The sequence below is a fragment of the Halomicronema hongdechloris C2206 genome (assembly GCF_002075285.3).
Taxonomy (GTDB): domain Bacteria; phylum Cyanobacteriota; class Cyanobacteriia; order Phormidesmidales; family Phormidesmidaceae; genus Halomicronema_B; species Halomicronema_B hongdechloris.
Genome location: NZ_CP021983.2, coordinates 1,546,267 through 1,568,397, shown reverse-complemented (window position 1 = coordinate 1,568,397; position 22,131 = coordinate 1,546,267). Strand labels below are relative to the sequence as shown.

23 protein-coding genes and 3 pseudogenes are annotated in these 22,131 nt (G+C 51.0%); 17 read left to right on the top strand and 9 right to left on the bottom strand.

Translation table 11 applies throughout. The annotated features are described in order from the left end of the window. Window positions 1-237 precede the first annotated feature (237 nt). The gene (sigC, locus tag XM38_RS07065) at window positions 238-1,485 is read left to right on the top strand and encodes an RNA polymerase sigma factor SigC (RefSeq protein ID WP_080807371.1); all 1,248 of its coding nucleotides are present in this window, start codon (window positions 238-240) and stop codon (window positions 1,483-1,485) included. Between the two features lie 131 nt (window positions 1,486-1,616). Here sigC and XM38_RS26840 read toward each other — a convergent pair whose 3' ends face one another. Both XM38_RS26840 and XM38_RS07060 read right to left on the bottom strand, forming a co-directional pair. Continuing rightward, window positions 1,617-2,009 carry a hypothetical protein gene (locus XM38_RS26840; RefSeq protein ID WP_225889205.1) on the bottom strand — a complete coding sequence of 131 codons (393 nt, stop codon included), beginning with the start codon at window positions 2,007-2,009 and terminating at the stop codon, window positions 1,617-1,619. Next, window positions 2,006-2,770 carry a hypothetical protein gene (locus XM38_RS07060; RefSeq protein ID WP_225889203.1) on the bottom strand — a complete coding sequence of 255 codons (765 nt, stop codon included), beginning with the start codon at window positions 2,768-2,770 and terminating at the stop codon, window positions 2,006-2,008. The genes XM38_RS26840 and XM38_RS07060 overlap by 4 nt, the downstream gene beginning before the upstream one ends. On the opposite strand from XM38_RS07060, the gene XM38_RS28700 reads away from it, so the two are divergent. Both XM38_RS28700 and XM38_RS07050 read left to right on the top strand, forming a co-directional pair. After that, window positions 2,739-3,011: a helix-turn-helix domain-containing protein gene (locus XM38_RS28700; RefSeq protein ID WP_080807468.1), complete on the top strand. Its 273-nt coding sequence runs from the start codon at window positions 2,739-2,741 to the stop codon at window positions 3,009-3,011. The genes XM38_RS07060 and XM38_RS28700 overlap by 32 nt on opposite strands. A gap of 181 nt (window positions 3,012-3,192) precedes the next feature. Continuing rightward, window positions 3,193-4,743, top strand: coding sequence for an MATE family efflux transporter (locus XM38_RS07050; protein ID WP_202978846.1), 1,551 nt, complete (start codon window positions 3,193-3,195; stop codon window positions 4,741-4,743). Between the two features lie 74 nt (window positions 4,744-4,817). On the opposite strand, the gene XM38_RS29345 is transcribed toward XM38_RS07050, so the two are convergent. Then, complete coding sequence (locus XM38_RS29345) at window positions 4,818-5,105, bottom strand: IS1/IS1595 family N-terminal zinc-binding domain-containing protein (protein ID WP_449271845.1); 288 nt, start codon at window positions 5,103-5,105, stop codon at window positions 4,818-4,820. 73 nt (window positions 5,106-5,178) lie between these two features. On the opposite strand from XM38_RS29345, the gene XM38_RS07045 reads away from it, so the two are divergent. Further along, complete coding sequence (locus tag XM38_RS07045; RefSeq protein ID WP_080807374.1) at window positions 5,179-5,508, top strand: helix-turn-helix domain-containing protein; 330 nt, start codon at window positions 5,179-5,181, stop codon at window positions 5,506-5,508. Between the two features lie 218 nt (window positions 5,509-5,726). Continuing rightward, window positions 5,727-6,611: an AraC family transcriptional regulator gene (locus XM38_RS07040; protein ID WP_187329315.1), complete on the top strand. Its 885-nt coding sequence runs from the start codon at window positions 5,727-5,729 to the stop codon at window positions 6,609-6,611. 52 nt (window positions 6,612-6,663) lie between these two features. Here the strand turns inward: XM38_RS07040 and tnpC are convergent. Beyond that, window positions 6,664-8,120: pseudogene (tnpC, locus tag XM38_RS07035) on the bottom strand (IS66 family transposase). Window positions 8,121-8,355: 235 nt separating this feature from the next. Between tnpC and XM38_RS07030 the strand changes: the two are divergent. The 7 genes and pseudogenes from XM38_RS07030 to XM38_RS28695 all read left to right on the top strand — a co-directional run bounded on the left by XM38_RS07030 (window position 8,356) and on the right by XM38_RS28695 (window position 12,615). Next, the gene (locus XM38_RS07030; RefSeq protein ID WP_080807378.1) at window positions 8,356-8,976 is read left to right on the top strand and encodes an FMN-dependent NADH-azoreductase; all 621 of its coding nucleotides are present in this window, start codon (window positions 8,356-8,358) and stop codon (window positions 8,974-8,976) included. A 222-nt stretch (window positions 8,977-9,198) separates the two neighbouring features. Beyond that, complete coding sequence (locus tag XM38_RS07025; RefSeq protein ID WP_080807381.1) at window positions 9,199-9,660, top strand: DUF4079 domain-containing protein; 462 nt, start codon at window positions 9,199-9,201, stop codon at window positions 9,658-9,660. Window positions 9,661-9,920: 260 nt separating this feature from the next. Beyond that, complete coding sequence (locus tag XM38_RS07020) at window positions 9,921-10,799, top strand: LysR family transcriptional regulator (RefSeq protein WP_080807384.1); 879 nt, start codon at window positions 9,921-9,923, stop codon at window positions 10,797-10,799. A gap of 127 nt (window positions 10,800-10,926) precedes the next feature. Beyond that, window positions 10,927-11,109 (top strand): annotated as a pseudogene (locus tag XM38_RS07015) (ISL3 family transposase); the annotation flags it as partial. An 81-nt stretch (window positions 11,110-11,190) separates the two neighbouring features. Next, window positions 11,191-11,887 (top strand): IS1 family transposase gene (locus XM38_RS07010; protein WP_449271859.1). Its coding sequence is split into 2 segments (ribosomal slippage): window positions 11,191-11,454 and window positions 11,456-11,887, totalling 696 coding nucleotides; the frame shifts between segments, so codons are not numbered across the junction. Next, complete coding sequence (locus XM38_RS07005; RefSeq protein WP_187329314.1) at window positions 11,845-12,276, top strand: transposase; 432 nt, start codon at window positions 11,845-11,847, stop codon at window positions 12,274-12,276. Before XM38_RS07010 ends, XM38_RS07005 begins: the two co-directional genes overlap by 43 nt. 18 nt (window positions 12,277-12,294) lie before the next feature. Continuing rightward, the gene (locus XM38_RS28695; RefSeq protein ID WP_080807389.1) at window positions 12,295-12,615 is read left to right on the top strand and encodes a transposase; all 321 of its coding nucleotides are present in this window, start codon (window positions 12,295-12,297) and stop codon (window positions 12,613-12,615) included. A 187-nt stretch (window positions 12,616-12,802) separates the two neighbouring features. Here XM38_RS28695 and XM38_RS28690 read toward each other — a convergent pair whose 3' ends face one another. The 3 genes and pseudogenes from XM38_RS28690 to XM38_RS06985 form a co-directional block, all read right to left on the bottom strand. Next, a complete protein-coding gene (locus tag XM38_RS28690; RefSeq protein ID WP_202978845.1) occupies window positions 12,803-12,994 on the bottom strand; it encodes an AMP-binding protein in 192 nt (63 codons plus the stop codon). Between the two features lie 50 nt (window positions 12,995-13,044). Continuing rightward, on the bottom strand, window positions 13,045-14,478 hold the full coding sequence (locus XM38_RS06990; protein ID WP_187329313.1) for a cytochrome P450: 1,434 nt from the start codon (window positions 14,476-14,478) through the stop codon (window positions 13,045-13,047). Window positions 14,479-14,492: 14 nt separating this feature from the next. Then, window positions 14,493-14,753, bottom strand: a pseudogene (locus XM38_RS06985) (class I fructose-bisphosphate aldolase); the annotation flags it as partial. A 93-nt stretch (window positions 14,754-14,846) separates the two neighbouring features. Between XM38_RS06985 and XM38_RS06980 the strand changes: the two are divergent. Further along, a complete protein-coding gene (locus XM38_RS06980; RefSeq protein WP_080807393.1) occupies window positions 14,847-15,221 on the top strand; it encodes a VOC family protein in 375 nt (124 codons plus the stop codon). Window positions 15,222-15,421: 200 nt separating this feature from the next. Here XM38_RS06980 and XM38_RS06975 read toward each other — a convergent pair whose 3' ends face one another. Beyond that, on the bottom strand, window positions 15,422-16,138 hold the full coding sequence (locus XM38_RS06975; protein WP_080807396.1) for a PspA/IM30 family protein: 717 nt from the start codon (window positions 16,136-16,138) through the stop codon (window positions 15,422-15,424). A gap of 103 nt (window positions 16,139-16,241) precedes the next feature. Next, window positions 16,242-17,525 (bottom strand): SPOR domain-containing protein, encoded by a 1,284-nt coding sequence (locus XM38_RS06970; RefSeq protein ID WP_080807399.1) that lies wholly within the window; start codon window positions 17,523-17,525, stop codon window positions 16,242-16,244. Window positions 17,526-17,858: 333 nt separating this feature from the next. Here XM38_RS06970 and msrB point away from each other — a divergent pair, with 333 nt between their 5' ends. From msrB to gghA, 4 genes are all read left to right on the top strand, one after another. Beyond that, window positions 17,859-18,260 carry a peptide-methionine (R)-S-oxide reductase MsrB gene (msrB, locus tag XM38_RS06965; RefSeq protein WP_080807402.1) on the top strand — a complete coding sequence of 134 codons (402 nt, stop codon included), beginning with the start codon at window positions 17,859-17,861 and terminating at the stop codon, window positions 18,258-18,260. Between the two features lie 381 nt (window positions 18,261-18,641). After that, on the top strand, window positions 18,642-18,827 hold the full coding sequence (gene psb35, locus XM38_RS06960) for a photosystem II assembly protein Psb35 (protein ID WP_080807405.1): 186 nt from the start codon (window positions 18,642-18,644) through the stop codon (window positions 18,825-18,827). A gap of 67 nt (window positions 18,828-18,894) precedes the next feature. Next, window positions 18,895-19,200 (top strand): hypothetical protein, encoded by a 306-nt coding sequence (locus XM38_RS06955; RefSeq protein ID WP_080807408.1) that lies wholly within the window; start codon window positions 18,895-18,897, stop codon window positions 19,198-19,200. A gap of 370 nt (window positions 19,201-19,570) precedes the next feature. Beyond that, on the top strand, window positions 19,571-22,102 hold the full coding sequence (gene gghA / locus XM38_RS06950) for a glucosylglycerol hydrolase (protein ID WP_088429397.1): 2,532 nt from the start codon (window positions 19,571-19,573) through the stop codon (window positions 22,100-22,102). Window positions 22,103-22,131 lie beyond the last annotated feature (29 nt).

Genomic DNA, 22,131 nt, shown 5'->3' with positions numbered 1-22,131 from the left:
CGTCCGAAATCTGGGGTCAAGGTGATGAAGATTGAATCAATCCATGACCCATATCACCCCCCGAGCCATCGTCCCTCTATACACTCAGGGAGACTTCAATCCCTGACTGAGCTGGGTTAAGGATTGCGAACCGGAACCCACCGAGGTGTTCGGGGGTCTGATTAACCTGGGCATACTACCACTAGAGTGGTTGCCAACAGCGCCCGTCATGTCCCTAAAGCCAACGCAGAGAGTGCCATGATAGTTTCCCCCCCATTCAGCAATGATGACAAAGCCGATCTATCGGTGCTTGATTTTGAAACGGCAGCCCATGAATCGGCTAGCCTCAATTCCTCCAACCTTGAAGACCCAGCTGATCTGGCGGAATTAGAAGCCGAAGCCTCCCTGCACAGCCAAACTCGTCGGACCACTGACTTGGTGCGGCTGTACCTGCAGGAAATTGGACGGGTACGCCTATTGCAGCGAGATGAAGAAGTGTCTGAGGCCCAGCTTGTCCAGCGCTACATGCAGCTGATAGAGCTACGGGATCAGGCAGCCAAGACCCAGGGAGGAGATCTGCAAGCCTACACCCATCTGATGTCTCTGCGGGATCGGCTGACATCTCATCTGGGCTATCGACCTTCGTTAGGACGATGGGCCAAAGCGGCTGAGACTGATCCGACTGAACTGAAGCGGTTGCTGGCCGAGGGTAAACGCCGTTGGGCGGCCTTGGCAGACTTGCCGGTAGCTGAGCTCGAGTCGGCCCTAACAGAAGGACTGCGGGCTAAGGAACACATGATCAAGGCCAATCTGCGACTGGTGGTCTCAGTGGCCAAGAAGTATCAGAATCGTGGCTTAGAGCTGCTGGATTTGATTCAAGAAGGGACTTTGGGCCTAGAGCGGGCGGTAGAAAAATTTGACCCGACTAAGGGCTATCGATTTAGCACCTACGCCTACTGGTGGATCCGCCAAGGTATTACCCGAGCCATTGCCACCCAAAGTCGCACCATTCGCCTACCGGTGCATATCACCGAGAAGCTGAACAAGATTAAGAAGGCTCAGCGCAAGCTGTCTCAGGAGAAGGGGCGTACTCCTACCGTCGATGACATTGCCAGGGAGTTGGACATGACCGCTCCCCAGGTGCGGGAAGTGCTGTTGCGGGTACCCCGAGCCGTTTCCCTGGAAACTAAAGTCGGCAAGGAGCGGGACACTGAGCTAGGCGATTTGCTGGAGACCGATGAAACGACCCCAGAAGAAACACTGATGCAGGAAGCCCTGCGTCGGGACCTGCAGCATCTGATGGCCGATCTCACCAGCCGGGAGCAGGATGTGATCCGCATGCGCTTTGGCTTAGGCGACGGGATTCCCTACTCTCTGGCCGAGATTGGTCGAGCCCTGGAACTCTCTCGGGAACGGGTGCGGCAGATTGAGTCGAAGGCACTGCAAAAGTTGCGTCAGCCTAAGCGTCGCAACCGCGTGCGTGACTACCTGGAGGCCCTGGGGTAAAGCCTATAGGGAGCCCCTCGCTCTATATCGATCCCTAAGCCCTAGGTTTGTAGCAATAGTATCCAAACTGGGTAGCTTAAGCTACCTAACACGACTTGGAAGGTTAGGGAAAATATTCACCAGAGAAAAATTTAGGCCGGCATCAGCACCTCCAACACCTCTGCGACAGATCGCCCCTGGTCAAAGTAGGCCTTGATAAGGTGCAAGAGGGGCTCGAAGGCTTCTCGCATCAGACCGTAGTGTTTCTGGCCGATAGTTGGCTGAGTGTCATCAGCAAAGCTCAGTCGTTGCGAGGTTTGACCGAAAGCCGGGGCCTGCTGCAAGAGCGACTGCGCGACGCAACTTAGGCAGAAGTGGCGTTTGACCGCTTCCTCGTTGCGCAGCTGAGCCGCCTCAAAGCCCGCCACCTGCTTGCAAAACTCGTGAAAGACCTCAATCGGCCAGCGATAACTCCAGGTATTGATAATCCGTCCGCTTCCCCAGGTCAGGGCATCAGTGAGCAGAACCCGAGGCGGGTCGCTCAAGTCGGCCTGCTCATGGACGATGACCAGGCGTTTGCGCCCATACTTCTTGAGACGCACCACTTTAGTAGGCGACAGAGCACGCCATTATCGAAGGCATAGTGGGCCTGCGGAAATTGGCCCTCGGCTTCGATTTGCCGGACTAACTCCACCGCCATCTCCGTGCGCTTGCGATAGGCCAGGCGGTTTTTCTGATAGTGCAGTAACTCCACCAGCCGCTGGCGCACTTGCGCCATTTCCTCATAACTCTCCTGGGCCGTCATCTCCAGATACGCCTTTTCTTCCACGTCATACTTGGGGGCTTGCACCTCAACCACCAGGCCATCCACCGTCTGCCGATTGCTGAGTGCCGCCGTCATCACCGTTTGATAGCGACTCATCCGGTTGCTCACGTAGTCGAAGCTGCGCTTGACGCCATAGATCCGACATGACCGCTCATGATGGGCAAAGGTCCAGTCAATGCTGATAACCTGCCGCCCTTGCCCCTGATACCGTTGGGCCACCGCACGACGATGCTGAACCATCAAGGCCTCTCGGTCCCACCCCGCTTCAAACACCGCTTCATGCATCGCCCGCCGACTGACCGACTCGCCCTCCGGAAACACCCACTGACTGTAGATCCCTTGCAACGTCTTGTAGGGACTCAGCAACAGGCCTGTCACATATCGGCTCACATGAGCCAATCCGGCGTCTCGGACAAACACTGACCGATAGGCGTTTAAGCCTTGCAGGATGCTTTGGGGGATTCCAACGAATGGCCACATCGGTGGGCTCAGAACGCATTGCCTGCATTCTGCTACTACTGCTCTGACTTGGATCATTAACCTTCCAAGTCGTGACATTATTCAATGCAAAATCAACCGCGCCAAGCAACTGCTAAGAGATCGTGAAATAGCAATCGCAGATGTTGCTCATGACCTTGAGTTTTCTCACCAAATCCATTTGAACTACCACTTCAAGCGATTAGTTGAGTTAACACCGAAAGTGTTTCAAAAAAATCAGTAAAAATTTGCTAAAAACTCGGAAGATTTTGCAAGTTCTACATAGAACTATTCTTGATACTGAGAAATGAGAAGACGTAGGGTTGCAATCGTTCGTGCCATTCTTACGGTTGCGCTAGTGCGATCACGTCATTGAGTTGAATTGCCTATCAATAATAGGCAGTTTTCTTGCCGAGGAAATCGAAATGAAATCTTACTCAAAACTGATGCGTAGTGTTTCGACTGCGCTGTCTAGGGCTTGGCATTTTAAGTGGCGCCTAGAGCGACTCGACGTTTCAGGTGACCGAACGGGTAGAAGCCCCGAACTCGAAATCTCGAACTCCCGCTTACAGCCAGATCTACCAGCCTCGAGGGTTGATGTCCGAGGCAGGCATCGGCTCGATCATCGCGCTGTCATTGTTCTAGCCCTCCCGCTTTTTTTAAGCAACGGTGTCCAAGCGTTCCTCAACATCGCTGACACCTGGTTCGCCGGACGCATTTCTACTGATGCTATTGCTGCCATGGGAGCAGTTTACCAGTTAATCTTTTTGTTCCTGCTGCTTTTAAGTGGCGTGGGGATATTCGTCCAGACTATCGTCGCTCAAACCTTTGGCGGTGGACGCAAAACGCATGCAGCTAGAGCAGTCTGGGCAGGCTGCTGGAGTGCTCTTTTGACCATTCCCCTATTTATCCTCATCGCTGCGGCAGGCTACAGCCTTCTTGCTCCCTTTAATCTGGCAGCAAACATCGAGCAGCTAGCGCTAGAGTATTGGTTCCCGCGCCTGCTAGGTGGACCATTTTTTGTGTGCATTTGGGCGCTTTGGAGTTTCTTCAACGGTATTGGACGTCCTCAAGTGACTTTAGTGAGCGCTGTTGGCATCGCGGTGCTCAACGTGGCAGGTAACGAGCTGCTTATGTTCCAGCTTGGGTTAGGAATGGCAGGGGCAGGATGGGCTTCAACGGTCTCATTGATGGCGGGAGCCCTCATCTTGTTTGCAGTATTCCTCAGCTACTCCGAACGAGCCAACTTCCAGCCTTTCCAGGTTTGGCAGCCGCGATGGAAAGATATTCGACAACTATTCGCTTATGGAATTCCGGTGGGACTTTTTATGGTCGCCGACTTGGTGGGACTGGCTCTGTTCCAAATTATGCAGGTCGAACTGGGAACAGCTGAGGGAGCAGCTACCCAGATTGTCTTGATGCTGAGCTCAACAGCTTACTTACCGGCAATAGGAATTGGGCAAGCGGGAACCACCCTTGTTGGTCAGTCTATCGGCGCTGGAGATAAGCGCTGGGCGAGGCACCTAGGCAATGTAGTTATCCGGCTTACCGTTATCTATATGGGGGTAGTCGGGGTGCTGTTGCTGCTAGCCAGAGGCTGGTTGATTCCCCTATTTATCTCACCAGCAGACCCTCATGCACCTCAGGTGCTTACCTTCGGATTTGCCATGCTATGGTTTGCTATAGGATATCAGGTATTTTATGCACTATACATCAGTAGCATCTTCTGTTTGCAGGGAGCAGGCGACGTGAAGGTGCCATCAGTGCTTGCAAACAGCATCTCTTGGTTTGGATTCATCCCGCTAGCTCACGTGCTCTCGTTTTCGCCTGGTCAAGGTTGGGTGAGTTGTCTGCCCCAATTCGGATTGGGGGTTTTTGGCGGCTGGGCAGCAGTCCTCGTTTACATCGTCACCGTGGGAGTAGCCCTGTTCTGGCGTTGGCGCTCCAGTGCCTGGCAGCGGATTGCGCTGCATTGAGCGCTCTACTACTGCACTACCTGCGGCTAGGAACTTCATACCAGTTATCAAAAGTAGCTAGAGAGATAAAGCATCTAAAATATAGAGTGCATCCCAGTTTTGCCATCCTGAACGAAACGAAGTGTCGTGAAGGATCTCGATCCTACGCTATCAGCCGAGATTCTTCGTGCCGCTATCGCTACACTCAGAATGACATCTGCAAAATTGGGATGCGCCCAAAATATATTGCCAGCGCTATAGCCTTGCAAAGTATATGACTCGAGAAACTGGCGATCGCATTCTTGACACTTATAACGCTTTGCATAACCACGGTGGCGACCATTTTTGCTAATTTTGCTTGAGTAACATCTAGGACACTTCATGCTTCCCTTTGTACTATTAACCCGGCAAAGTGAGAGGATGTAGTGTGAGAGGGGAAATCGCTAGCAAAAAGGGATGGAAAAACCAGATGCCCGACTTCTCAATCCAACGACCCAAAACTATCTGCGCCAGCAAGCGATACGCCTGCAAGAACAAGGAAAACGATTTGTTGATATTGCCGCCTATCTCGGCGTCCATCGGAATACTGTTTCAGACTGGTGGCAGCAGTATCAGCAACTGGGTGAAAGCGCGCCCCTCGCAACAACCGCGAGGCAACAAACTGGGAGAAGGTCGCACGCTGAACCTGAGTGGGAGGCGATGGTTCAACAACAGATGCGAGAGCACTTTTTCACCCCCACAGCTTGCATAGATTCTCCTGAGTTACCTGTGAGGCTTGTAACCTAAAGGTTGCTGCTTTGGGTTACCCGTGAGTGGCGACCGCTGGCTCTACCGGGTTGAGTATGCTACTCAAAAGCGACGGCTCCTGAAAGCTTTACCTGGCAAGGTTTTTGGCGATCTATCATGCCTTCTAGCATAGTGAATCCTGTAGACCCCGACCGCTCTTCTTATATAATTGGGCTAAGAGCGAGTGGGAAGAAAAACAAGTGTCTGAGGATAGATTCTTGACGATTGACTTCACTAGAAAAAATGAAGTGCAGCAACTCTTGCCTACTGAACCTCTGTTATCCAGTCACAACGCCAAATGGAATGGGATTCATCTCGAATATTATCAACATACTGCTAATGAAGTTCCTGAGCACGCTCCCAAGCAGCATCTTATTCTCATCAATACTCAGGTTTCAGACTTAACCCAATATGAACAGACGTTAGATAATCGTTTACAGCACGATCAACTGAGGGAAGGTCACGCTGTTGTTGTCCCAGCAAATGTTGGGAATCGAGCCTGCTGGCACACTGAGCATAGCTACATTCTCCTCAGTATTGATCCGACTGTGTTTAGGTATCGCGCTTTTGAATTGACGGACTCAGATGAAGTTGACCTCATTCCTCACTTTTCCAGTCTCGATCCGCTCCTTCATGGGATTGGATTAGCACTCAAGACAGAGATTGAAACTGAGAAACTAAACGGACAGTTTTATCTTGACTCACTAACAACGACACTGATTGCTCATCTTCTTAGCCATTACACTGCCAAAAAGGGTAAGTCACATCAGTGTGTTGGCAGTTTATCAAGGCAGAAAAACCGGAAAGTCATTGACTATATTCACGATAATCTTGATCGAGATGTATCGCTTGCTGAATTGGCAGAAATTGTACAAATAAGCCCTAACTATTTCGCCACCTTGTTTAAACAAGCAATGGGAATTTCGCCTCATAGATATATTATTCAATGCAAAATCAACTGCGCCAAGCAACTGTTACGGGATCATGAAGTGGCAATTGCAGATATTGCCCATAACCTTGGATTTTCTCACCAAAGCCATTTGAATTACCATTTCAAGCGATTAGTCGGAGTAACACCTAAAGCATTTCAAAAAAATCAATAACTAGTCACCGCAATAGTAGAGGCTTAATGAGACAGCCTCTGACGCTGTAGACTTACCCTGGTAACAAAGCGGGAGGTGAGCATCCCGACGAGGCGATGAGCTCAAAGAGTCGGTCTACGGCATTTTCACCTTGACGGCGCATCGATTCGAGAAAACTGAACATCATGGCCACAAGCTGAGCGCCCCAATCACTGCGGGCACCGCTGGTGACTTTGCGATGAATCACTACAGGCCGCAGACCGCGTTCTGCGTCATTGTTGTCTGGGTCTACCTCAGGCTGGGAGAGAAAGGTAAACCAATCTGACCAATGTCTGCCAAATCGATTGGCCAATGTTTGGGCATCAGCCGCCCAACGCCCCTTAAGCGGATGCTCCAGCACATCGGCTAATTCTGCTTCAACAATGGGCCTGAGGGCTTGAAGTTCAGCCCGACTAGCCGCCCCTGATGGTAGTCCCGGTGGGCTTGCCGAGCGGTGTGGATAATGGGGAAGACGCGGTGGGCAAACTCCCGATTTTCTGAGAAGCGAGAGGTGGCTAACGCCTTGAGTTCCCCTTCCAGGTGCGCCCAACACTTCTGCTTGGCAACTGCCGATTGCGGTCCATAGGCCGACCAGCAGTCGCTGCTGAGGACCCCTGAGAAGTCCTCTCCCAAGAGGGTCTTGACCTCGGCTGAGCTCCGGGTGGGGGCAAAGAACAGCACACAGCACTCCGGGGCGGTGGCGATCCAAATCCAATGATTCACGCCATTTAAGCGATAGCTGGTCTCATCAACACAGCGCACGCCAGGCTGTTGAATCCAACTCCACCACTGCTCGTACGCGGGTTGCAGAGCCTCACAAAACCACTGATGGAGTTTGGCTAAGCTCCCCTGAGACATCGGAATCCCGAAGATGCTCTCGACGACATAACGCTGTTTTGACCAGGATAGGGTGCCCCCATACCCCAACCAGCCCACTACACTACTCAGCCGTCCACCATAGCTAAACCCTTCTCGGCACCCCAGCGGCAAGTCCTGATAGCCCTGCCACCTGCAGGCCGGACACCGATACAAGGGGCGCTCGTACTCCCAAACCTCGACGAGATCCGGCACCAGTTCGGCGACTTGCTGTCGTTTGGTTCCCTGGAGTTGGCGCTCCACGCTACCCCCGCAAATCGGACAGCGTTGCACCTCGAGCAACTCGGCGTGGTTAATCTAGCCAAAGCCATTGCGGGTCTTGCCAGGGTGGTTGTATTTGGGGCCTCGTTTTCGTTGGGGCTTTTGCGGGTCCCGGTTCGGTTTCTTGGGGCCATCTGAAGACGGTGGCTGTGAACTCGTCTCACTGGTTCGTTCACTCAGCTTCCTAAGTTTCTCATTGAGACGCTCAAATTGCTCCTCTAACGCTTTCACCCGTTCCTTAAGGCGTTCGGTCTCTGCTCGTTGCTCGCAATAGCGCTCGTACCAATACCTCGCCCCCTGTTCTTCAGGGTCGATCTCCGAGCGGTTCAATTCTGAGGAGGGGTGTATCGTCATATCCCTTACTCTACAGACTTTTGCCTTATTCGCAATAGCCTCGTCTTGTTGCGGTGACTAATTACAAAAATCAGTAAGAATTTGCTGAAAAAACAGAAGACTTTGCAATAACCGCATCAAACTCTTCTGGATACTGAGATATGAGAAGACGTAGGGTTGTAATCGTTAGTGCCATTCTTACGGTTGCGCTAGTGCGATCGCGTCATTGAGTTGAATTAAACTACCCATCATTAAAATGACACATATCCTTTATGTGGATTTCAGTCCACGCGTGGAGCGTTCGGTTTCTCGCTCCCTCACCAAAGAATTTATTACTGCTTGGGAACAGCAGCACCCCAACGACACAGTAACGTATCGAGATATTGGACAATATCCAGTTCCACCTGTTGACGAAGCTTGGATTGCTGCTGCATTCAGTTCGTCAGACAAGATCTCTCCCCATCTAGCCACTGCCTTGACGATTTCAGATGAGCTGATTGACGAATTATTAGCTGCCGATCGCTATGTTTTTGGCGTTCCAATGTACAACTTTAGCGTTCCAGCAAATCTCAAAGCCTACATTGACCAGATTGTACGTGTTCAACGGACATTTGCGATGGGGGCAGATGGCGAGAAAGGTTTAGTAAAAGATAAGAAAATGCTGGTGATTACAGCACGAGGTGGCAGTTACTCGGCTAGCACGCCAACAGCACATCTCGATTTTCAAGAACCCTACCTGCGGGCAATCTTTGGGTTCATTGGGATTACTGATATCACCTTTATCCACGCTGAGAATTTGACAATGGGAGATGAAGCCCGACAGCAATCACTGACAGCTGCGCAAACAGCGATTCAGGCTCTCATTTCAAGCTGGTGAATAGGGCTCTCTTGGATCCATGGTGACGAGTACAACGGATCAATCCTGAAAGCCTTTCACAGCAAGCCTTTCAATATTTCAACAGCAAGATTTTTGTATCCTTACTGAACCTCTCTCACCCTAAAACCAGGAGAGCCGTGAATAGTAATTCTGGAGGATCAGAGTGGACAGTAGAATCTGGAACAGTATAGCTTTCATTTTCCGAGTAAACGAGACCCTACTATGAACTACTGGCTCTATGCAATCCATCCCGCTTGGATGTGGGTCGTGTTTGTTTTCACACTCTATGCCCTCTATTTGGGGATTCAAGTTCGGCGTACCCGGACTGCAACTGGCGAGCTGAAAAAAGCGTTGGTCAAACAGAAATTCGGACAAAGACACTACCAACTCGGAGCTTTACTCTTGGCATTAATGACAACTGGCAGTATCGGTGTCCTGGGTATCGAATACCTTAACAGTGGCAAGTTGTATGTGGTTCCCCATACCCTCGTTGGCTTAGGAATGACAGTGCTAATGGCAAATGCAGCGGCATTAGCACCTCTGATGCAACGAGGCAAAGAATGGGCACGCTACACACATATTGCAATCGCCCTTACTATCACTGTGCTGTTTGGATGGCAATTTGTTACAGGAATTGAGGTGGTTTGGGAAATTATCAATGATTACTCCAATTCTACATCTTAATTCTAGCCCAAGGGGCGATCGCTCAATTTCTCGCCCTTAACAGGGGAGCTCATCACTAAATGGCAACAAATCCATACCGCTTCCATGTGGGTCCTTACGGAGTAACATCTTATCTGTTGAAATTTAGAGTCTGCTTGCGAAGAAAATCTTGAGGTTGCGCGATCACTTGCATTGCCAGGTTTTCGGTCACTTACCTCATCAGCTGAGTCATCTGTCTACAACTCCCTTAGAAATGAAATAGATTATGAGAGGAAAGAGATATGAACCCAGAACGACTCAAGTATTTCATCACTGTGGCTGAAACGGGGAGTTTTACAAAAGCAGCAGAATGCCTATTTATCACTCAACCCTCATTATCAGTAGGTATTAAAAAGCTAGAGGAAGAGTTTGGAGTAAGGCTCTTTGAACGAGGGAAGAAACGTGTTCTTCTAACTCAGGCAGGAAAGCTTTTTCTAAACAAAGCTAAAACTATTATCAGGGAATATGAATCAGCCAGGCAAGAGATAAAGAAAGAATGCGAAAGTTACAATCTACTTAGAATAGGTATTTTTGACACGATATCCGTGACTTATTTAACTGAGTTGATTAGTGAATTTATCAAATTTAATCCAGGCGTAAAAATAGAGCAACTGAACGATAGCAGCGTGCCAAAGCTAAAGAGTTTGCTAGATAAAGGAGAAATTGATCTTATTATCTGTGTCTTACAAGATAATGAAATAAAAAGCTCGTCGTCTACCCTTTTTCAAGAAGAGTATTTACTTGCAGTTGCCAAAGATCATCCTCTAGCAGAGAGAAAATCAGTATCTTTAGAAGTCCTGAATAATTATTCTTATATCGACCGGAGTGAATGCGAAATTCGAAATCAGTTGCAGGAATTATTCGCATCCAAAAATATTTGTCCTAAAATTATTTATCAGTCGCCTTCTGACGAATGGACTAAGGCCCTTGTTGCTGCAGGAATTGGTTTGGCAATAATGCCATGTCAAAAGCAAGTTGGCAGCATCATAAAATATTTGCACCTCTCAGACCTTCATTTGAGCCGTAAAGTAGGTCTTGTTTGGAGGTCTGAGCAAAGATCCGAAATAGTAAGTCGGTTTCAATCCTTTTTAGCCTCGCGCTCTCCAGCTATCTCGTTTTGATGAGATTCAGCTCAAGTTTTCTCCTTCTAGGCATCCTCAAAAGAATGCCAGACAAGTGAAAAATTTAGGCTCTCCTGGATAGACGGTGTCTCATGTATACTGAGGCACAAACACAATCACAAGAGAAATGGACTTTCATTTAGAACGATTGCTCAATTTTCCAAATGTAACCATAGAGAGGTGTACGGAGACTGACAATGAAGTGCATTTGGGTCTGAGATGGCTCAATCAGTCTGTACCTTGCCAGTTTTGTGGCTGTGAAACAGATAAAGTTAATCAGCATCGTCCACTGCAAGTTCGCGATTTGTCAATCTTGGGAAAATTTACAGTACTGACAATCGAGCGTCGCCAGTTTAAGTGTGAAAACTGTCAGAAGTACTTTACAGAAGCGATAGATTTTATCGATTTCGACCGCCATTCAACAGAGCGTATTCATACCGGAAAACAACGCTTTCTCTGCCGCCAATGCGGTTACCAGTTCATGGAGAATCCAACGGATAAACGCATTGACCAGCCGACCCGAGAGCTGATTGACAGACTTCTGCTGGAACGCATCTCGATGGCTGGCATCGCGCGAGCGATGCAGGTTTCCGAACAATGGCTGCAGGATTCCGTCAAGGACAAATCGGCACAAACCGCGACCCGGGCCGAGGTACAGCCCAAAAAAAAGGCAATTAACCGTGCAGTGCGACGAACTTTGGTCCTTCGTTGACCATAAAGGCAACAAACAATGGGGTTGGCTTGCCCTTGATGCCGATACCCGAGAAATCATTGAGGCGCACGTGGGCAGGCGGGATCGAGAGCGCGCCCAGCGCCTGTGGCGATCACTGCCGCCGGTCTATCGTCAGTGCGCCGTGCTCTGCACCGATGAGTGGGAAGCCTACCAGAGCATGCTGCCCCAGAAGCGGCATCGGGTAGTGACTAAAGCGAGTGGCAAAACCAGCTATATCGAGCGATTCAACTGCACCCTGCGTCAGCGAGTCTCACGGTTTGTGCGACGGAGTTTGGCCTTCTCAAAAAGTCTACGCAATCATATCGGATTGTTGTGGAACTTCATTCATCACTGCAATGCATCATTACCTGTGTAGCACCACCAAAATACTTAATACTCAAGAGTAGGTCTGAGTTAGATGCAGAACAAGAAGAGCAAGTAGAGGAGGTTCTGAGGTGCTCTCAGCGATTGAGAAAGGCTTATGAGCTTAAAGAGAGTTTCAGAGATATTTATCAATCTTACCAAGCGCCAGAAGAAGCCCGAATTCAACTAGAAAAGTGGATGAAAGAAGGAGAAAATCTGTATTGCAGTTGTATCAAAACGATTAAAAACCATCTTGATGGAATATGTCATTACTTTATCGACCGTACAACCAGTGGAGTTATGGAAGGGATAAACAACAAAATAAAGTTGATCAAGCGGCAGGCTTATGGGTTTACAAACTTTGAAAATCTGCGAATTAGGCTATTAGCCTGTTTCTCCTGAGAAAACAAGTCCGTCACCATAGATCCAAGAGAGCCGACATTTGAAGCGTACATCATTCGTCGAGTAGCACCTAAGCTATGGCCTGGAGCCGTACTTATTGTGGATAATAGCTCTACCCATAAAGCCACAGAAGAGGTCACAGTTACGCTTGAGGCGGTAGGTGCCGAGATCAGATTTTTACCACCCTATTCCCCAGACTTCTCACCGATAGAACCATTTTGGTCGAAGGTAAAGAGCATCTTGGGCTCAGTTGGAGCGCGAACTTATGAAGCATTAAAAGAGGCGATTGATTTTGCCTATTCTCAAGTCTGGGCAGTGGGAAGTTCGCAGCAACGGTAGCAGCCTGCTCAGCGGTAATAGTTTCCAGGACTTGCTCTGGTTTAATCGGCGTTGCAGAATAATAGTGGCACAGGCATTGAAACCACTGTTGAGAATTGCGTTTTGACCAAAGCAATGGAATAGGGGCAGGTAAACTAGTAACTGCTCATCAGGCCGCATTACACAACAGCAGTTCTATGAGTGGGTGTTAGAAATTACATTGCCATGGGAAAAAGTAGCCTCTTTGGGGAAACCTGTGATACCTGACGTATAGTGAAACTGCAACATCACCGAGCTTCAAAATGCCAAGATAGGAGATGACGAATTCTAGAACGTTTGGCGAAAACAAGGCAACATGATCGCCTCTTTTTGTGCCCAATCCCCGCAAACCATTGACCATCACGATTCAATGCCAGACTTTTTACAGTTAGAAGGTAGTCCTCCGCGCCTTCATGCGTTGGCAACTCCGGCAGACGCAGAATATTCCAAAGTCTGTCCTCTGGTTCCATTCATGTTTCTGGTCACAACGTTCAACCTGAGCCCATACTTCGGTTGCAAAATAATGGATTGCATTTCCGGAATAACTTCCTGCTCGGGAACCAACTGTAATGAGAACCTTTGCAGCATCATTGCTAGCACCAGTCGAATCTCTGTCATGGCAAATCTTGCCCCCATACAACTCTTCGAACCTGTTCCGAACGGAAGGTAAGCATATCGAGGGTGGTCTTTTCCATTTTCTTGGGTGAAACGCTCTGGCAAAAACTTTCTGGGTTCCTCCCAAATCTGTTCATCCTCATGGAGCATAGAGATGGGAATAACAAAGGTTGCTCCTTTGGGAATGGAATAGCCACCAACTTCCAAATCTGACTCCAGCGCTCGCAGTGCCTCAGGAACAGGTGGGTACAAGCGCATTGCTTCTTTGACCACGCATGTCAGATAGTTAAGTTTGTCGAGATCCTCAAACTCTGGCAACCGACCAGCCAGTACCTTATCAACCTCATCCTGTGCCCTAGCCTGAACCTCAGGGTGTTGGGAGAGCAGATAGCAAATCCATGCTAAAGATGATGCAGAGGTGTCAAACCCAGCAAAGACAAAGGTTACAATTGTGGCACGGGCTTGTTCATCAGAGAAAAATGGATTCCCACTTCCATCTTTCTCACTTAGAACCAGAGACAATAAATCCTTCCTTTTATTCATATTTAGAGCTTGTCTCCTCTGCTTGATCAGTTGTTCAGCGCAGTCTTGCAAGCGGGAAATGCTCTTTCTCCATTGCCAATATTTTGGATCCCAGAAAGAAGGAATGACTTCCTCAGACCTTGGGTGAGCCTCACGGAGGACATGCACAAACAATTTTTTGAACTTTTGGCCTAGGTCAGTGCTACTGAACTCTTGTCCAAATAAAGCGACCCCAATGATATCAAAAGTTATCTCACTGAAGTCGCTTGCCACTTCGACTGCGTCAGTCGCAGTTTTCCAGCCGTCCAGCATTCGTTTCGTGCGCTCTTGACCAACTAGGCACAGATACTTTAAGGACTCACCCATCAGCAAGGGCATCACCTTTGAGCGAATGGTCCTCAATTCCTCATGGCTCTTGAATGTTGGACTCTCATGCCCTAACCACCCCAAGGCTTTCTTGGCGGCTTTCGGTCTTGAGTGTAAAGTAGAAGCAATTTGAGAAAGAATATCCTGGTCGCTAATGGACACCATCAGATCTGACGATCCCATCCAGAACCGAAGCACCTTTCCATACCGTTGATGCATTGCTGGAAGGAAGCTGAAGAAGCCTCCGTATTCCTGAACCTCTCTCAAGTTTCCAGACAAAAGGCTAGCCGGCGGACCGGGTAGTTGATCGCCTTGGCGTCGCCAATCAAAGAACTCCTTCAATTTCACTCCTATCCAGAGCGCTCCACCCCTTGATCTACCGGCAAAATGGAGAGGTAGCCAGTGTGAGCTAGGCGCCCACTGCCGTAGAGTTGTTGTAGGCTACGCAGTACCTGAGGATTGCGATCGCTGGAGGCGAAAATGCGATCGACCCAGTCTGGACCGGGCAGGTGTAGGGACTCTTTGGGGACTTCGGCAGAATAATTGAGGAGATTGTCGGCCTCGTTGCCCAGGAGGTCGACAATGGCGTGGGTTTGGGGAGATGCAGTCGCAACCATAGCAGCAACCTCCTCTGAGGTATCGAGTGAGCATCTGTACTAGAAGCTTAGTGCCTTGGCCTGGGAATCGCATCTGACGTTAGGAGGGTCTTGATGCAAGTGCAACAGACAATGATCACCGTTGCCAGTCTGGAGTTGGAACGGCTGGTGTGCTTCTATCAAGACCTTTTAGGGCAAGCCCCGGCGGTCTACCAGGCTCAAACCTATGCTGAGTTTCGGCTGCCAGGCAGTAGGCTTGGTATCTTTTGCCCCCGCGCTGACCATCGGGTTCTATTTCCCTCCGGAGCCGGGGCCATCAGTCTGTGCCTGGAGGTCGATAGTCTGGACGATGCGATCGCACGTCTAGAGACCCTCGACTGTGCCCCCAGGGGTCCTATCATCACGGCCTCCCATGGCCGCGAGGTCTATGCCTACGATCCCGATGGCAATCGCTTGATTGTGCACCAGTCTTGGCCCCAGTCAGCCTGAGCGGTGATTTGCAAAACGCCCATACAGTAGTCAGAGCAAGACTGTTAGGGACACCGCGACCACGCCCTCAAGATCGCTGTAAGCCTTGCAAGCCTTTGGCTTGACGACTCTTTAAGATGTCCTTTGCCAATTAGCTCTGATGGCATACCTGCCGCCCTGCGCTGGGCAACTAACCTTGCCCCATCGCCCTCACTTATTGCTCACTTATTGCCCGATGCCCCTGGCGGCAGGGAACCCGATTCGGGATCGGTGCTTCCCCGTAGTCGCGTCTTCATGGCGGCGAGTTCGGCCTCTACCGAGTCGGGGTGGCCTTCCAGTTCGGCAAAGCGAGCCTCTAGGCTACCGGCGGTGCTGAGTTCAGCCAAGGCATCTGATTGGGCTTCCAGGTTTAATACCTTTTCTTCCATGCGGTCAAAGGCTGCGATCGCATCATTAGTTCCTACCCGTCCAATCATCTCATTGATACGTTGAGAGGCCTGAGCAGAGCGAGCTCGGGCAACGTACATATCCCGCTTGGTCTTAGCTTCGGCAATCTTTGACTCCAGCACTCGCATGTTGTCTTTCAACTTGGCAACCACCTGACGTTGCTGTTGCAACTGCCCCTCCATGGCATTGGTGGTCTCAAGATAGGTCTGGCGTTTCATTAATGCCTGTCGGGCTAGGTCATCTTCTCCCTTTTGCAAGGCTAACTGAGCCCGGTTATACCATTCCTCAGCCGTTGAGTTGGCCTGAGCGTACTGGCGTTCTGTACGCTTCTGAATGGCAATAGCCTGAGCCGCTGACTGACGCAGCTGAATCAAATCCGACTGCATATCGTCAACGGCCTGATCCAAGATCTTCTCAGGATCTTCGGCTTGGCTAACCAAGCTAGTGATGTTGGATCGAATCACGCGCCAGAGACGGTCCAGTAATCCCATACCGCTGCTCCCACCGCTAGCTGCCCTGCCTAGAAGCATAGCAGGGGTATCCTTGCGACGGTAGGGTAGGCTGGCTCAGAAGGCACTCTTCCTCAGATCAGCACTACGGTGTATGGACCTGAGCCGTGATGCCCTGACTTTGTAGTTGCCTCACCAGTGATTGGGCCGATTCACTATCCACAAAGGCTCCCAGTTGAATGCGGGCCCCCATGGAAAAGTTGCGTACATAGGCGTCACCGACAACCTGACGAGCCGCCGCCAGAGATTGATCCCCGGTGTAATCAGCCACCACATAGTAATTCGGCGGCACAGACGTTGGGGTAGGACTGGCAGAAGCGGCAGGGCTGGCAGAAGGGGCTGCCGAGCGCGAGGGCCTTGGCGATGGGGGCGTCGGGGCTTGTGGCGTCGGGGCTGGTCGCCGTGACATGGTTCGAGGTTGGGCAGGCGTGGGGACTGCTGCTGCCGAACCACTGGGTGGAGACTCGGAGGCTGAAGCCCTGGTTGTCGTAGCCTCGCTAGTGGTGCCGTTGGGGTCTGCCTCTGCCTCTGCCTCTGCCTCTGTAGAGGTTGCTGCTGAGGAGGGCAGATCTGGCTCCGGACTGGCTAACTGGCTAGATAGAGTGCTGAGGGTGTTGAGATTGAGCTCGATAAATTCCTGACTGGCTAAATCGGGTCCCCACGATTCGAATTGAGTTTGAGTGTCTGATGTGGCTGCGGACCTCTGGGCGCCATCCGCCGCTGTCTCTGATGGATGCCCCTGCCAGAGGTGCTCTAAGGTAGCCGGATTCGTCAACACATAGCCCAGTCCACCACTCCCCACTAATAGGAACAACAGCGTCCCCAATCCTAGGGGGGTAGTGAGGTGACGCCAGAGCAAGGGTTTACTGCCAGACTCAGATGGCACCGACTGGGAAGGAGTGCTCCTGAGCAGGGCTTCTGAAGAGGCCAGATAATCCTGGGGAGACTCGATGGCAGGGACTAAGGATGGCTCTGACGGCGAGGATGAAGGCTGGGATGCCGTTGTTGTCGCCACGGTTAGCTGCCCTGGGTCAGGTTGGCGAGTCAGCCGGGGATTGGGCGGTGGTGGTGGTACGACCGATGGCGCCCCTTGGGATTTGGTAGGTGTGGTGGGTGCCTGAGCCGCCTGAGGCTGAACGCTGATCAGGCCAAGGGCTTTACGGGATTTACGAAAGGGAGGGTGGTAAGCCCTTGCCGTTGACTGTCCCTGACGCAGGCGGCGATAGCGGGACAGTTCGTCATCTAGGTTAATCGTTAAACTACCCAGGGCATTACCTAGGACCGGATTGAGTTCGGCTGATCCGGTGGCATGAATCGCCACCCGATGCTGTCGAGGGTCGCCTGAGGAATGGGGGTGCACGTTAGTCATACCAAATGGAATGGGTGAATTACTGGGCATTGCCAGGAGACATACTCTGGCCATATTTCTGGCGTGCTGCCCCAAATAATATCGCTATTTTCAAAAAATCAACTGGGGCCAGAACTTTACACTACGTTACGATTCAAGTGGAGCTACCTACTATGCTCTGTGATGGATGGTAACGGTCAGCTCTACGGCGTTTTTGCATCCAGTGAGGCGCATGGCCGACCACAATCCCCTTGATCTCTTGATCTTAGGAGATCGGCTGTGCCTCACCTAGAGAGAATATGCCGTATTGGTTGCTTCGTTTTGATTCGTTCGAGTAGACGTCGGGAATTCATTATGGTTCAGAAAATAGTGAAAACGGATGAGGAGTGGCGGCAGCAGCTGACCCCCGAGCAGTTTCATGTAACCCGTCAGAAGGGGACTGAGCGCGCCTTTACCGGTCAATATCATGACAATAAGGCGCCGGGAATCTACAAGTGCATCTGTTGTGGCACTGAGCTGTTTAGTGCTGAGACCAAATTTGATTCAGGAACTGGCTGGCCCAGCTTTTGGTCTCCCATCAATGAGGATAATGTGGCCACCAAGCGGGATTTGAGCCACTTTATGATTCGCACTGAGGTTCTCTGCGCCGCCTGCGATGCCCATTTGGGCCATGTTTTCAATGATGGTCCGCCGCCCACAGGGCAACGCTATTGCCTGAACTCGGCGGCTTTAGATTTCGAGCCCCAAGAACGCTGATTCTAACCACTGTTTAGGATCGCTTGGCCGGCAAGACCAGCACTCGATGGCTATTTCGCGGTGCTGCTTGCCTTTAGAAGATGGTTAAAGAAGGCCTATTGAGGCATTTCCGAGGCTCGATCAGACCTTTCAAGCATCTTCCTATCCAGTCGACCTAATTCCCTTGACAGATGTTAGAAATAATTGCCATTGCTATGGTGAAACTAGATACGACAGCGCTTATTCCTGTCGCCTGTAGCGGCCCGTTATGGTGGCCCTACGAAGGTAGGGGATTCTGTTGGAATCCCCATGGCTACTTGTAGTAGAGGATATAGCACAGTAGTGCTGCTGTCATTAGCGGTGGGATAGCGATGGCGATCTTACGATAAGGAGGTCAAACTTATGGACCTGTTGTTAGATTTTACGGCGGCATCAAGCCAGTTCCCAGTATCTGCCACGGTACTGCTGCTGGTCGGATTTATTGCAGCTGCCGGCATAGGCTCTATTGCCTGGTATAACTCGAAGCGACCAGTGGGCTGGGAAGATAAGGAGCGGCCCGACATCGTTCCCGAGATCGACAAGGAATGAGCCGCCGTCAATCAGGTCAATAGACCTGCGTTAAATCCATTGGCGATTTAAGTTAGGAGTCTAAATTATGACGACTGAAGATCAATTCAACAATTACGACCGCGACTTGACACCCGCCGAGGTGGCGGCCCGGCAAGAGCGAGAAGGGGAAGACTTTAGAGAGACCCCTGATGATGCCAAGCCAGGTGCTGATAGTACTTCAGGATACACCACGGATCGCGAGGGTAAACTCAATAATTATCCGATCGAGCCCGAGATGTATGTCAACGAACCGGGAGATCTGCGGCAGCAGCAGGAAGCTGAAGAAGCAGCTCGGGTGGAAGAACTCAAGGAAGTAAATCAGCCTGGCGGTAAAGGACCGGGTGTGATCTAAACCTTAACCGGTGATTGTAACAGGGGGAGTGTTCAGCAAACTGGGTTCGACCAGCCTGGAACCCTTGATTTTCCGTGCCCAGAACCGAGGGTTACACAAAAATCAGAACACTCTCTAATAGGTCTTCAAAGAGTACTCTCTTTGAAGGCCGTTTTTTTGCGATCGCAGCTCTCAAAATGAGCTTAACCGCACAGCAGAGAAACAAAGCTATCCATAAAGCTTGATCCAGCCTGGTATCGCTGCCCTAATATTGAAGCGGCAAATTCTGCCCCGATGTTCCCTTAGCACCTCTACTCCCCGGCCAATATAGCTTGCTTTCCTGGCAGGACCTGGTATTAATGGCATTGAACATCATACCGACAGCGTATCTATGGTGACTACTGCTCAACCCCGTATCCAGCTCATCGAAGACGAGACACAAGCCTTGCTGGATTGGGCCGAAGCCGTCGAGTCTTCCGACGACACCGTCTTCGGTAAAGCTCAACAGCTTGCCACGCGCCTGGGCGCCCACTACCGAGCTAAAGATGGTTTAACCGAGATTGGGCTGTGGGTGCCTGAACTTGCCGCCGACATGATCCAGCCCAAGAATATCTACCTAGAGGTATTCACTCCCAAGCGCTCTATCGACCCCACCAAACCGCTGCAAAAAGTTCGCTTCCGGCAGGACTATGTCAGTCTGGTCAAGCAAGGAGAGTATTTCTGGGGCGTATTATCCGGTCTGAAGGCGGGCAATAGAGAGCAACTGGGCTCCTTTTACTGGTTGCGCTATCTGGATATGAACAGCAACGAAGTGCGCGTCGTCGGCGACTGCTTGGCTTACTCACTGCCCTACGGTATCTACGCGCCCGCAGAAGTCTATGACATGGCCAGCCTCCAAGCCCAGCGCCAAGATTTAGGCTATTTCCACCAAGGAGACCAGGAAGACGGCATCGTTCGCGTCCATCCCCCCACCAACATCCTGCAGCTCCATGTCAATACCAGTTCCCCCGATGGCACCCTAGCTGGCCTCACCGAGGTCTATCAGCGTCTGAGTCAGAAAATCTCCCAGCAAGCCCCACTTACTGCGGCTGAGCAAGCCTTTATTGGCTATGATGCCCTGCAAGTCATGCCCATCGAACCCACTGTCGAGTATCGAGGCAAGCATGATCTGGGGGAGGGCTTTTTCATCTTCGACGAAAATGATTTGGATGAAATGGATCCCGACACCGAGGAGATCGAGCGGGAACCAGGAGATATCCTGATTACCCTGAAGAAACCTGACACCCAAAACTGGGGCTACGACATTGTCATCTTCGGCAGTAGTGCAATTGATCCCTCCGTGTTGAGAACACTACGGCCCGATGAGCTAGTCACCTTTGTAGAAACCCTGCACAACTTCCCCACGGGACCAATTCAGCTGATTTACGACATTGTCTACGGTCATGCCGATAACCAGGCTCTGGCTCTGCTGAATGGCCGTTTTCTCAAAGGCCCTAATATGTATGGCCAGGATGTTAACCATCAGAACCCAACTGTGCGAGCGATTCTCCTGGAGATGCAACGGCGCAAGATCAACACTGGAGCCGATGGTATTCGGGTAGACGGGGCTCAGGACTTCAAGTTCTTCAACCCCATCTCGGGAAGGGTGGAATACGACGACTCCTATCTGCAGGAGATGGCCCGGGTGACCCAGCAGATCGGTGCTGCCCAACGGCGGTTATTTGCCATTTTTGAAGATGGTCGTCCTTGGCCTGCAGAAGGCTGGGAAGAGATATCCACCTACCGCGACATCATTGAATTTCAACCGCAGGCGTTCCAGTGGGGACCGTTGATCTTTGCTCACAATACTCCCAGCCTGCGCGGCTTCTGGGACAAGAAATGGCCGCGGGTGGTTGAACAGGCTCAGCTAGGGGCCAATTGGATTACCGGATGCGGCAACCATGACACTCTGCGACGAGGCACTCAGGTTGATCCGGAACTACCCATCAATTGGAATCTAGGCGATAGCCTGCCTGAGGTGCTCAATAACGCCTACGATAATCCTGCTATTACTCTCTTCACCTATGGTTTTAGCCCGGGGTTACCGATGGATTTCATCAACTGCACCATGAAGGCTCCCTGGGGCTTTTTGCGCAACACGGACGATCGTTACGGGGTCAAGGTGATGGCTGAAGAGGCAGGGGGATTTTTAGATTGGCAAATTATCCCAGAGACCTACAATTGGCCGCAGCTGTTTCCTCAACTTAAAGCCATGGGGTTTGCCCAGTTGGATGAATTGCGGCAGTTTGTGCGAGGGCTCTGGGAAGCCATCGACGAAACTGACTACGACCTGGAGGAAGTCGCCAATCTCTGCCAGCAGTTTCTAGGAAGCAGCTCAGATACCCCTGAAGTTCAGCAAGCGGCTCAACAGCGTCGTTCTGGAGCCCAACTGCAAAAACTCAATCGCCCTGGGAAATCCCAGGTGTTGACGGAGCTCAATGTTACAGCTCTGAAGGCCTTTGCCAAAGCCTTCATGGAAGACGCCCACGCCATGTGTAACGTCTGGCTGCAGGAAAGTGTGCTGGATCAGGACAAACTAGCCTACAACTTAGCCCTGCGACGCTTTCGGCACGCCAATCCCTGGCTACGCCAGAATCTCTCAGGCACCGATCGGTTTAACCACATTAGCGATCAAAATTGCACAGTTTTCTACGGCTGGCGGCGGGCACCGGCAGAATCAGAGGCTGACTCGGCCTCCACGCGTCAGGTCGTGATGGTGGCTCACATGGGGGGAGATCCTCTACCGGTGACCCTAGGCGACTGGCTGCAGCTGGATATGGATGAGTGGCAGGTGTCGATCGCCTCACCTGGGGTGGCGATTGAAGATCTGCGGTCGTTTACCCTGCAGGACAGCCAAGGGGTACTGCTGGAACCCCGGGAGTAGCCTAAATACTGAATCTCTCAATCTCTAGA

Coding starts and splice junctions, on each gene's coding strand:
- sigC (WP_080807371.1), top strand. CDS start 238: ATGATAGTTTCCCCCCCATTCAGCAATGATGACAAAGCCGATCTATCG.
- XM38_RS28700 (WP_080807468.1), top strand. CDS start 2,739: ATGCTTTGGGGGATTCCAACGAATGGCCACATCGGTGGGCTCAGAACG.
- XM38_RS07060 (WP_225889203.1), bottom strand. CDS start 2,770: ATGTGGCCATTCGTTGGAATCCCCCAAAGCATCCTGCAAGGCTTAAAC.
- XM38_RS07050 (WP_202978846.1), top strand. CDS start 3,193: ATGAAATCTTACTCAAAACTGATGCGTAGTGTTTCGACTGCGCTGTCT.
- XM38_RS29345 (WP_449271845.1), bottom strand. CDS start 5,105: ATGAAGTGTCCTAGATGTTACTCAAGCAAAATTAGCAAAAATGGTCGC.
- XM38_RS07045 (WP_080807374.1), top strand. CDS start 5,179: ATGGAAAAACCAGATGCCCGACTTCTCAATCCAACGACCCAAAACTAT.
- XM38_RS07030 (WP_080807378.1), top strand. CDS start 8,356: ATGACACATATCCTTTATGTGGATTTCAGTCCACGCGTGGAGCGTTCG.
- XM38_RS07025 (WP_080807381.1), top strand. CDS start 9,199: ATGAACTACTGGCTCTATGCAATCCATCCCGCTTGGATGTGGGTCGTG.
- XM38_RS07020 (WP_080807384.1), top strand. CDS start 9,921: ATGAACCCAGAACGACTCAAGTATTTCATCACTGTGGCTGAAACGGGG.
- XM38_RS28690 (WP_202978845.1), bottom strand. CDS start 12,994: ATGGTCAATGGTTTGCGGGGATTGGGCACAAAAAGAGGCGATCATGTT.
- XM38_RS06980 (WP_080807393.1), top strand. CDS start 14,847: ATGCAAGTGCAACAGACAATGATCACCGTTGCCAGTCTGGAGTTGGAA.
- XM38_RS06975 (WP_080807396.1), bottom strand. CDS start 16,138: ATGGGATTACTGGACCGTCTCTGGCGCGTGATTCGATCCAACATCACT.
- XM38_RS06970 (WP_080807399.1), bottom strand. CDS start 17,525: ATGACTAACGTGCACCCCCATTCCTCAGGCGACCCTCGACAGCATCGG.
- msrB (WP_080807402.1), top strand. CDS start 17,859: ATGGTTCAGAAAATAGTGAAAACGGATGAGGAGTGGCGGCAGCAGCTG.
- psb35 (WP_080807405.1), top strand. CDS start 18,642: ATGGACCTGTTGTTAGATTTTACGGCGGCATCAAGCCAGTTCCCAGTA.
- XM38_RS06955 (WP_080807408.1), top strand. CDS start 18,895: ATGACGACTGAAGATCAATTCAACAATTACGACCGCGACTTGACACCC.
- gghA (WP_088429397.1), top strand. CDS start 19,571: ATGGTGACTACTGCTCAACCCCGTATCCAGCTCATCGAAGACGAGACA.